Here is a 10,126-nt window from a genome sequence, read left to right as displayed (position 1 = left end):
ACTCGACGGGCCGTCTCCGCCGGGCAGCAGGCTGCCCTGCTTTCGGGTGGGGTCAGCCGATCTGGCTGTTGACGGTGCCGTCGGGGTTGGTACCCCAGACGTCGTCGTCCTCGTGGAGCCAGGTGGTCGACTCCCGTTTCTCGGACTGCTGGCCCCCCGCCCCGGCACCCGCTCCGGCGCCCATGGGGAGGAAGGGCATGCCGGTGCCTGTCGTCCCGGCGCGGGTGGCGGCGGTGGTGGCGGCCGGGTTCGCGGTCACGTTGCCTCCGCCCGTCGCTGTGCCCGGGATGCCCGCGGTGGTGCCCGACCGGTACGCCGCCGGCGTGCCGTACGCGGTGCTGCCCGGATAGGTCGAGCCGCCGGGGTTGCCGTACGTGCCCGGGTTGCTCGTGGAGTTCGGGTTGGCGCTCGGGTTGTAGCCGTTCGGGTTCGACGGGTTGAAGTCCTGGAGGCTCGTGCCGTTGTTGCCGTTGGTGCCGGACGGGTCCAGGTTCGCGGCCGGGTCGTATCCCGGGGTGGAGCCGTTCGGCGAGTTGAGGCCCGGGACGTTCGTGCCGGGGATGTTCGTGTTCGGGATGTTCGGCATGGTGCCGGTGCCCGGGCCGGTGCCGGGCACATTGCCGTTCGGCCCGTTGGGGTCGCCGATGCCGGGCGGGTTGCCGGCGTTCGGGTCCGTGGGGTTCAGGCGAGGGTTGTCCGGGTCCTGCAGCGAAGGGTTGTAGCCGGCCGGGGTGGCGGGGAGATTGCCCGGCCCGTTCGGGTGGAGATTGTTGGGGAGCCGCGGGTCCACGCCTCCCGGGTATGTGACCGGCGGCGGCGTGGGCATCTGCCCCGACGAGGGCGTGATGTCCATGAGGGTCTTGTCCACGGTGTCCGGGATCTTCGCGTGAACGTACGCCAGGTCGTTGGCGAACGTCCTCAGGTGGAGGCCGGCCAGCTCGTCCTGAGACCCGAAGTCGGTGGTGGCCTGATCGGGGTTGTCCTTGTCGAACACGCCCGTGTAGGTGCTGTAGATGTCGGGAATGCTGTCGTCCGAGCTCCCCAGCATGTCGTTCTGGTTCGCCCAGGTCTGCAACACGCCCTTGGTGGTGTCGTCGATGAACTCCTTGTGCTTGCGCACGACGGTGGAGAAGTCGGCGACGGGCTGGTGCATCTCGTCGAGCCTTGCCGACAGGTTGGCCAGCGTGGTCCAGAGGAGTCTGAGGGCCTTCTGCGCCTCGACGGAGGCTTTCCCTTCCCACACCCCCGTCAGCGCCCGGGCGTGTTCCTGCACGGCGTCCTGGAGGCCGCTGACCGCCTTCTGCGCGTTCTTGTAAGCCTCCGCCGCATCGGAGATGCGCTCGGGCTGGAACATGTTGAAGAAGTTCACGACTCCCGCGACGTTGCGGCCGTCCGTCTGCACCGTCCACTGACCGCAGTACGGCTTCAGCAGGTGCGTCTTCTTCTTCTCGCCGCCCATGCCGCTCAGCTCCCGCCCTGGTTGCCGAGTTCCGTGATCCCGAAGTTGCCCGCTCCCTCGTTCACCAGGGCGATGGCGGCGGCCATGTTGGTGAGAGCGTCCTGATAGACGGTCAAGAGCTCCCGGTGAGCGGTCAGGAGGGTGTCGGCGAAGCTCGGGCCGGCTTCCCACCGGCCGACCTGCTTGAGGAGGCCGGCCTCATAGGTGAGGTCGCCCTTGGCGCCGAAGTCCTGGAGCGACCCCGGGCTGTTGCTGTAGCCGCCCCCGCCGACGGCCTCCATCGCCTTGTGCAGCTCTCTGGCGATGTTGCCGATCTTCCTCGGCGTGTACGTGACCCCGTCGCGCTCGGCTTCCAGGCCGGGCCAGTTCTTGGGCGGTTGGATGACTTCTCCCACGAGACCTCCCCGTCGGCGCTCGATCAAGAACCTTACTTCAATGTTTCTTTTCCGTACAGAAGACCCACTGTCAACATGCGTAACATGATGCGCTATGCAGACGCAGAAGGATCTTTATCAGGCGCATCGCCTCATGACACAGCGCCTGGGTCTCGCTCTGCTGCAAGGGGAGCCGGACATCCCCGAGTCGCCCATGCGCAGGCAGAACGTGGCCACGTTCGCGGGGATCCTGATCGCGGTGCTGATCCTGGCCGCGTTCGGGATCTGGGGGCTGCTCAAGCCGGGCAACGCCACCAAACTCACCGAACCCGGCCAGCTCCTCATCGAGGAGGAGACCGGCGCCTCGTACGTCTACAACCAGCAGACCGGCCGGCTCCAGCCGGTGGCCAACTACGTCTCCGCCCGGCTCCTCCTGGACTCCGACAACGTCAAGGTCAGGACGGTCTCCACCGAGTCGCTGGCCGGCTTCGCACGCGGGCAGAAGGTGGGCATCCAGGGCGCGCCGGACACGCTGCCGAAGCGTGAGCGGCTGGTCAAGGCCCCCTGGTCGACGTGCGTGACCGAAGGAGCCGACGCCTCCGGGACACGCAAGGCGTTCGTGACGCTCGTGGGCGGCGTGGACGTCGGCGGCACGCCCGTCGGCGGCGACGCGCTGCTCGTCAACGACGGCCGGCAGACCTGGGTGCTCTGGGCCAACCAGCGCATGCGCGTCACGAACGTGGACCGGCTCACCGACCAGACGCCGCGCCGCGTCCCGCCCTCGTGGATCAACGCGATCCCCGCGGGCGTAGACTTCGCCGGCCCCGCGATCCCGGAGCGGGGCAAGAAGATGAAGGGCCCGGGCGGCAAGATGTTCCGGGTCGGGCAGGTGTACAAGGTCCCGCCGATCGCGGGCGCGGACGAGCGCTGGTACGTGCTCATGGCCGACGGAATGGCGCCGATCAAGCAGACGCAGGCGATGCTCCTGCTCCTCGACCCGGCCAGCAAGGCCGCCTACGGCCGGCAGCCGGTACGCGAGACGTTGATCGACGCGGCGAGCGTCAACGCGGCCCCGGTCTCGAGGCGGCAGATGCTCAACAGCGGGCTGCCTGACACGATGCCGCGCTTCCGCACGCCCGGCATCTCGACCCCGCTCTGCGCCGTCTACCGGGACACCCAGAAGGGCTCGGCCCGGGCGATCCTGACCATGGGCAGCACGTACGCCATCCCGGTGCCGTCCGCGAGCGCGGGCGCGGAGAAGGTGGACCAGGTGCTGCTGCCGCCCGGCAGCGCGGTACTGGCGGGCACGCTGCCCGGCGACGGGCAGCTTTCGGCGGTCCAGCAGTACTCGCTGATCACCGAGCAGGGCCGCAGGTATCAGCTCGTGTCGGCGGACCTGGTCAACAAGCTGGGCTACGAGGCCACGGACGTCGCGCCGGTGCCCGCCCACCTGCTGCGGCTCATCCCGGACGGCCCGGTGCTGGACCCGGCGGCGGCCCGGATGCCGGTGCAGGAGGTGCAGGGCATCCAGCCGCAGACGCCCACCCGCTGACGGCGGGCGGTCCCGCCGCCGGATGACAGGCCGGCGGCGGGACCGGCCGGAGGGGACGGCCGGAGCGCGTGCACTGTCCCGAGGTGCGACCCTCCTGACCGGTGACACTAGGCCGGGAGGCCGCCGCCGTACTTCTTCATCGTGGCCTCGTCCATCTTCGGCATCAGCGAGCCGGCGTCCTCGTTGTACGTCAGACCGTCCTGCGTGAAAGGCGTCCCTCCGCCCTTCTGCATCATCGACATCTCGGTCGGGATGGCCTTGAGCGTGGGGAAGACCTTGCCGGCCATCTCGCTCGCCTGCTTGGCGGAGTAGAGAGCGAAGATGAGGCCGCCGATCACCATCACTCGCTTGCCGATAACCTTCTTGATCGCGCTGAGGGTGATCTTGCCGAATGCGGCGGCTATACCCTCGGAGAAGGCGGCGGTGAGCGGACTGGCCTTCGAGGCCACCTTGTAGATGGCGAGCCCGGCCATGGCCGCGGCGATGGCGCTGCAGACGACGGTGGACACCTTGTAGAAGGTGGCCGTCGAGCTGACGCCGTCGCCAGTGGCGTTGCGGACCTCCTTGAGCTGCTTGAGCGAGTCCTTATAGCTCGTGTGCACGGCCTCGAAGGACTTGAACGCCTCACCCTTCCATGTGCCATCGGTCTGGAGCTGGGTCTTCAGCTCGGTGAGCCGGGTGTCCAGGGTGCTGAGCTCTTCTACGAGGCCGTCCTTGTGGTGGTCGGTCGTGCGCCAGTTCTCGGCCGCCGTGTCCATGCCTTCCGGGTCCGAGACCAGGGTGCCGATGGCGCCGGCGACATAGAAGGCCCAAGGCTGTCCGACGAAGAAGGCGGAAACGATGGCCGTGCTAGCCGCGCCCATGGAGATCTCTTTGAAGACGCTCACAGCAGGTCGTCCTCCTGGCCGAGCACCGGTGGCGCGATGTCCTCGTCACCGCCCCAGACGCCCTCGTCCTCGCCGAGGCCGACGGTCTTGTCGCGGTCGCGTTCCTGGTTGGCGTTTCCGGCGCCGCTCATGGGCATCATCGGCATCATGGGCATGCCGGACATGCCCGCCGTGGCGCCGCGCATTCCGGCGGCGGCCGCGTTGCCGGGCATCATGCCGCTCCCACCGAGACCGACGCCGGCGGCGCCTGGGCCGAGACCGGTGCCGAGACCCGAGCCCGGGACTGTGCCGGTGCCGGGCAGGCCGAGGGAGCCCGGGACGCCCGTGCGGGTGCCCAGCCCGCTGGAGCTGGGGTCGAACGTGGGCGTCTGCGGCGTGGCCGTGGGCGTGGGCTGGAACGACGACAGGTCGGTCTTGTTCGGGTTGTTCAGCGCGGCGTCGAGGTCGGGGACGCGGGTGTCGGCCGGGTCCATGCCCGGCAGGTTCGTCTTCGGCAGGTCGGTGCCGGGGAGGTTCGCGCCGGGCATGTTCGTGCCGGGCAGGTTGGGGTTCGGCAGGTCAGTGCCAGGGAGGTTGGGGTTCGGCACGTTACTGCCAGGGAGGTCGGTGTTGGGGAGGTTGGTATTCGGAAGGTTCGTGTTGGGGAGGTTAGTGTTCGGCAGGTTCGTCTTCGGGAGATCCGTCTTGGGGAGGTTGGTGTTCGGGAGATCCGTCTTCGGCAGGTTCGTCTTCGGGAGGTTGGTGTTCGGCAGCCCCGTGTTCGGAAGACCGGTCTTCGGGAGATTGTTGGGGTCGCCGCTGGAGTCGTCGGCGTTGGTGTAGTTCTTGTCGGCGGCGCGCAGGGCTGGGTCCCAGGTCGCCAGCGCCTCCTTGGCCCGCGCCAGCGCCTCACGCTGGCTCTGGATGGCCTTCTCGTGCACGTTCTGGACGCCCCAGCCGAGCACCCCGAAGTGCGGCCAGGGCACGGGCAGGTTGTTGGACCGTCCCTCCACCTGGCCGAGAAGCTCGGTCTGCTCGTTGATCTTCCCGCCCGCCTTGGTCAGCTCATCCTTCGTGAAGGAGATGCCCGACGACGGCTTGCCGCCGGCGGTGAGGCCCGGCAGTCCCGGGATGTAGGGGTTGCCCATCAGCCGATCACCGGATCCGTCGTGTCATGTCCGGTCACCCAGCTGTTCGGGTCCTCGGCCAGGTACGTGGTCCGCTCCAGGCCGCTGCCCTCGCCCGCGCCTCCGACACCGCCGCCCATCATCGGCATGAACGGCATGCCGGAGTTGAGCCCGCCGAGGCCGCGCGCGCCGGCCGCCGCCGCGGGCGACTGGCCGCCGATGATGCCTGGCGAGCCGATCACGGAGGGGATGCCGCCTGGCGTGGCCCCGCCCGGCGTGTAGCCGATGCTCGGCGGCGGGCTGATCGAGGTGACGGGCGTCGTGGTACCGAAGGGCGACGGGGTGAACGGGGACGGGGTGAACGTGGACGCGGTCGGCGTCAGCGTGGGAGTTCCCTGAGGCGTGAAGCTCGCCGCGTCGGTCCGGGCCGGGTCGGTGCCGGCGGGGCCGTCGGTCGTCGTCCGGTCCGAGCCGCCGATGACCGGGGGAACGGTGCCGTCACCGGGGTTCGTGCCCGGGTTGGAGCCGTTCGGGTCGGTGCCGCCGGGGTTCGTGCCGTTGGGGTCAGTACCGCCTGGGTTGGAGCCGTTCGGGTCGGAGCCGCCTGGGTTGGAGCCGTTCGGGTCGGACCCGTTGGGGTTCGAGCCGTTGGGGTTCGAGCCGTTGGGATCCGTGCCGCCGGGGTTCGTGCTGCTGGGGTCGTTCGTGGAGCCGGGGGCGAAGGAGCTCGGGCCGGAGCCGCTGGGGTTGGATCCGGCGCTGGGAATGGCCGTCTCCGAACCGCCCGGGTACGTCACGTTCTTGGGGTTGACCGGCGACGAGAGCGACACGGTCGGCAGTTCGTAGGAGACGTCGTGAGGAACCTGGACGTTGTAGAGGTTGACGATCTCCTTGTTGAGCTCGTACAGCGCTTTCCGAGCCTGGTCCGTCTCCGCCTTCTCCACCTCCAGGGCGGTCTTGCTGACCTGGCCCGTGAGCACCGGCTCATTGACCTTGCCCTTGGTCTCCGTGAGGCGTTCGGCGTAGTTCTGCAGGGCCCCGCCCATGAGGCCGAGCTTGGTCGACAGCTCCCGGCCCGAGGCGTGCAGCATCTCCAGCGCGTGGCGGGCCTTGGCCGCGTCCGGGCCCTTCCAGGTCGCAGCGATCTTGGCCACGTGCTCTTCCAGGGTACCGATCGCCGCGTCCACCTTGGTGGACGCGGCCATGTAGGTCTGCCCCGCACCCGTGACCGAGCCCGGGTCGGTGTTGGCGAGCCACTGCTTGATCTGGTCGCCGGTCGCCCCCTCGGGCGGCTTCTCGCCCCTCGGCATCCTGTCGAACGACAGGATGACGACGACTTCACGCTCGCTCATCAGGCGTCACCCTCGTTCCCGCGGCGGGCGCGGTCCAGGTTCTCCGCGCTGAGCTCTACGGCCTCGATCACGTTCTTGTAGGCGTCGATGAACTTCTGGTAGACCTCCGCGAACTTCACGCCCGCGTTGTGCGACCCGACGGTGTCCGCGAGGGCCAGAGCGTCGGGCCACTGCCCGATCTGGGCCGCGCCGAGCTCGTTGTCCGTGCCCAGCTGGTTGATGTTGCCGTTCGGCCGCCCGCCCTTGCCCAGCATGGCCTCGTAGGCGGTCCTCAGCTCCTTCGCGATGTTGCGGATGGCCTGCGGGGAGTTCTCCCTCGCGTCCCCGTCGTCGCCCTCGAAGAGACTCTTGTCGGGGGCCAGAGGGTCCGGGCCACCCTCCATCGCGTCTTTCTGCGTCATGCCTCACCCTCAAACGACAGAGCTCTCGGCCACCGCGCCGCAGGCCGAGCGATGGCCGAGAAGGAGAAGAACGAGCCGGGCTAGTCCATCCAGATGCTGATGTTGCGCGCCTCGGCCTGCTGGTAGTTGCCCTTGGCGGTCTCGACCGCGACGGCGGCCTTGAACAGCTGCTCGCCCATGTGCTTCTCGATCGCGTTCCACTCCGCGCGCTTCTGGTCGAAGTACTGCTCGGCCTCGCCTTCCCAGGCTCCGCCCAGCGTCTTCTTGATGTCGGCGTAGAGGTCGTCGGTGATGCGGTCGAGCTCCGTGACGATCCCCTTGAGGTCCTCGTAGGCCTTCTCCAGCGAAGAGAAGTTGACGTAGGTGTAGTCCTCGGGCTGAACAGACATCAGGTCACCTCTCGCTGGCGTTGATGAGCAGGTCGATGTTGTTGGCGCCGGCGCCCGCGGCGTAGAAACCGCCGACGATGCCCTCGTTCTCACCGGCGACGTTGCGGTAGCCGCCGGCGTTGTCGATCAGCTTCTGCTTGATGCCGTCGAGGATCTTGTTGACAGCCGCGAAGTCCATGTCCCACTGCACCATGGCCTCGCTGAACTTCTTGTACGCGCCGCCCTGCCAGGCGAGACCGGCCTTGATCGCCTCCACGCGCTTACGCATGCCCTCGATGTACTGGACGGTGTTCTCGCAATAGCCCGCCGCCGTCGTCAGCTGCTGCGGACTGGCCCCGTACAGTGCCACTGGACCTCCAAAGGTCGTCCTGCTTGGTCAGTCGCGGCGAGCGGTCTCCCCCGTGAGGACGGACTACCCCCGCAGACAACATCAAGTGGCATGTTAGTCACCAACCACCCCGTTAATCCCAGAAATACCAAATAACGGATTGATCGCGCCGAGGCGTCCTTCTGGTTAATTCGCTGGTAGATGCCCTAACATGCCATGACTTTGCACGAAAGATCGCTGTCGGTGACGGGCGTCAGAGCTCCAGCCGCCGCCGGATCCGGTCGAGCTCGCCCATCACGTCCGTGAACGCCCGCTCCTGGAGCTCCTCCGCCTGCCTGACGTCGTCCAGCAGGGCCTCCGGGGACCTCGCCAGGTCGACGTCCTGGCCGAGGACGTCGGCCATCATCTCGGAGAACGCGCGCTGGAAGTCGGCGGTGGCCTCGGCCAGCGTGGCCTTGATCAGCTCGGCCAGTTCCCCCGAGGACAACCGCATGGCCTTCGGGTGCAGCTCCAGCACCCGGACGCCGTCCTGGCCGTACTCGACGGTGACGAAGCCGTTCTCGTCCTCGGCGCGGCCCACGCAGTCGCCCACGCTCTCCTGGAACTTCTCCAGGAGAGCGAGCTGGTTGTCGATGCCCTTCATCAGCTTGTCGACGTCGATCTTGGCGAAGTCCCCGAACTCCTGCATTCCTGCCTCCTCAGCCGGACAGCCCGCGTACCCACGTGTAGACCTCAAGGACGCCGAGCGCGAGCGGGAAAAGCTGGACGATCAGTGCGATGTCCAGGATGTCGGCCGCGCGCCCCCAGAACGGCGACGGCTTGCCCGTGGCCAGCCACAGCCCGATGCCGACGGTCGTCAGCGCCAGCCACAGGATCCCGATCGCCACGGCCAGCGAGCCCACGATCCCGCCCTGGCCGAACAGCGAGATCGCCAGCAGGGCGAACCCGGTCAGCCCGGACCCGATCAGCCACAGCCGCTGGCCGCGCCCGCGGAACACCCGGGCCCGCATGATCAGGGTGAGCGACAGCGAGACGGTCATGGCGTCGGCCACCCAGCCGTCGGTCGTCACCAGCAGCGACAGCGTCACCAGCGCGCAGATGCCGATGACCGCGATCATGCCGGTCGCGTACCCCTGGGCGACGCGGGTGCGCTCCTGGATCCCGCCGGTGTCCAGGCGCTGGTTGTCGCTGCGCAGTTCCTCGGCGGTGGTCGGCATCGCCGGCAGCGGCACCTTGGCCAGCCGGAACGACAGCGTGGGCACCAGCGGGCTCAGCGCCAGCAGCAGCGCCATGGCGAAGGCGGCCACGCCCGCGGGCGCCGGCGACCAGATCATGATCACTGCCGTGCAGATGCCGCCCACGGTCGTGGAGCCGGCCGCGGCGAGGAAGCCGGGCACGCCGTCGGCGACGAGCGCGCCGGCGATCCCGGCCACCAGCGCCGTCGTGGCCAGAGCGGCGAGGAAGTGGGGGGAGCCGAAGCCGGCGGCGGTGCCGGGCGCGAACAGGCCGGCGACGAACCCGTACGGCAGCGCCGCGTGCCCGACCAGCGCCCCGGCCATCGAGTCGCCGACCGCCCGCGACAGCAGCGCGCCGGTGACGACCAGCAGCAGCGCCAGCAGCCCGGCCACGATCGTGACGGTCAGCGGCGGCATGCCGGACACGGTCAGGCCGGCCGCGCCCAGCGCGAGCAGTGCGGCCGCGCCGCTCGCGCCCATGGTCCTGGTGTGCTTGGAGGTCCACGCGCCGCGCCCCTCGCGTACGCCGGTCGCGACCACGTCGGCCACGTCGTCGTACAGGGCGGGCGGCAGGACCGCCTCACGCGGCCTGAGGTAGAGGATCTCGCCGTCGAGCACGCCGAGCGCCCCGAGGCTCTGCCCCAGGTCGAGGGGCTGGCCGCCGAGCCGCTGCAACGACCAGCCGGGCGCGGCCGCCGCGTCGCCGCCCACCTCGCCCAGCGCGCGCAGCAGGCCGGGCAGGACGTTCGGCAGCGGGATGTCGGCGGGCAGGGCCAGGTCGGCCTTGCGGCGCGGCCCCACGATCGTGACGTGGCACTGCGCCGGCAGCGGGACCGGCACCTGGGCCAGCGCGCCCTGCTGGAAAGGTCCCGGGGGCGGCCCAGGAGGTCCCAAAGGTCCCGGAGGCCCTAATGGTCCGGGCGGTCCCGGCGGGTACCCGGGCGGTCCGCCTCCGTAGCCAGGTGGCGGCCCCTGCATCGGAGGCGGAGGTCCCTGAACAATCTGTCCCAATTCTTAACTCCGTCCCCACCAATGGTCACGGA

Annotated in this window: 11 protein-coding genes; 1 reads left to right on the top strand and 10 read right to left on the bottom strand. The window is 69.2% G+C overall.

Translation table 11 applies throughout. The annotated features are described in order from the left end of the window. Positions 1-52 precede the first annotated feature (52 nt). A complete protein-coding gene (locus tag Nocox_RS05550) occupies positions 53-1,459 on the bottom strand; it encodes a WXG100 family type VII secretion target (RefSeq protein WP_020545805.1) in 1,407 nt (468 codons plus the stop codon). A 5-nt stretch (positions 1,460-1,464) separates the two neighbouring features. Continuing rightward, positions 1,465-1,854: a hypothetical protein gene (locus tag Nocox_RS05545; protein WP_020545806.1), complete on the bottom strand. Its 390-nt coding sequence runs from the start codon at positions 1,852-1,854 to the stop codon at positions 1,465-1,467. Positions 1,855-1,987: 133 nt separating this feature from the next. Here Nocox_RS05545 and eccB point away from each other — a divergent pair, with 133 nt between their 5' ends. After that, positions 1,988-3,385: a type VII secretion protein EccB gene (gene eccB / locus Nocox_RS05540; protein ID WP_020545807.1), complete on the top strand. Its 1,398-nt coding sequence runs from the start codon at positions 1,988-1,990 to the stop codon at positions 3,383-3,385. A 107-nt stretch (positions 3,386-3,492) separates the two neighbouring features. Here eccB and Nocox_RS05535 read toward each other — a convergent pair whose 3' ends face one another. The 8 genes from Nocox_RS05535 to eccD form a co-directional block, all read right to left on the bottom strand. Continuing rightward, on the bottom strand, positions 3,493-4,248 hold the full coding sequence (locus Nocox_RS05535; RefSeq protein ID WP_219495580.1) for a WXG100 family type VII secretion target: 756 nt from the start codon (positions 4,246-4,248) through the stop codon (positions 3,493-3,495). Positions 4,249-4,268: 20 nt separating this feature from the next. Continuing rightward, positions 4,269-5,399 (bottom strand): pentapeptide repeat-containing protein, encoded by a 1,131-nt coding sequence (locus Nocox_RS05530; protein ID WP_020545809.1) that lies wholly within the window; start codon positions 5,397-5,399, stop codon positions 4,269-4,271. After that, on the bottom strand, positions 5,399-6,730 hold the full coding sequence (locus Nocox_RS05525) for a hypothetical protein (protein WP_020545810.1): 1,332 nt from the start codon (positions 6,728-6,730) through the stop codon (positions 5,399-5,401). Before Nocox_RS05525 ends, Nocox_RS05530 begins: the two co-directional genes overlap by 1 nt. Beyond that, a complete protein-coding gene (locus tag Nocox_RS05520; RefSeq protein WP_157383323.1) occupies positions 6,730-7,131 on the bottom strand; it encodes a hypothetical protein in 402 nt (133 codons plus the stop codon). The genes Nocox_RS05525 and Nocox_RS05520 overlap by 1 nt, the downstream gene beginning before the upstream one ends. An 80-nt stretch (positions 7,132-7,211) precedes the next feature. After that, complete coding sequence (locus Nocox_RS05515) at positions 7,212-7,520, bottom strand: WXG100 family type VII secretion target (RefSeq protein WP_020545812.1); 309 nt, start codon at positions 7,518-7,520, stop codon at positions 7,212-7,214. Between the two features lie 4 nt (positions 7,521-7,524). After that, on the bottom strand, positions 7,525-7,869 hold the full coding sequence (locus tag Nocox_RS05510) for a WXG100 family type VII secretion target (RefSeq protein WP_020545813.1): 345 nt from the start codon (positions 7,867-7,869) through the stop codon (positions 7,525-7,527). Positions 7,870-8,101: 232 nt separating this feature from the next. Continuing rightward, the gene (locus Nocox_RS05505) at positions 8,102-8,536 is read right to left on the bottom strand and encodes a hypothetical protein (RefSeq protein ID WP_020545814.1); all 435 of its coding nucleotides are present in this window, start codon (positions 8,534-8,536) and stop codon (positions 8,102-8,104) included. Between the two features lie 10 nt (positions 8,537-8,546). Beyond that, positions 8,547-9,923: a type VII secretion integral membrane protein EccD gene (eccD, locus tag Nocox_RS05500; protein ID WP_020545815.1), complete on the bottom strand. Its 1,377-nt coding sequence runs from the start codon at positions 9,921-9,923 to the stop codon at positions 8,547-8,549. Between the last annotated feature and the right edge of the window lie 203 nt (positions 9,924-10,126).

It is taken from the genome of Nonomuraea coxensis DSM 45129 (assembly GCF_019397265.1).
GTDB lineage: Bacteria > Actinomycetota > Actinomycetes > Streptosporangiales > Streptosporangiaceae > Nonomuraea > Nonomuraea coxensis.
Note: the sequence above shows the minus strand (reverse complement) of the source record. Positions and strands in the feature narration are given on the sequence as shown.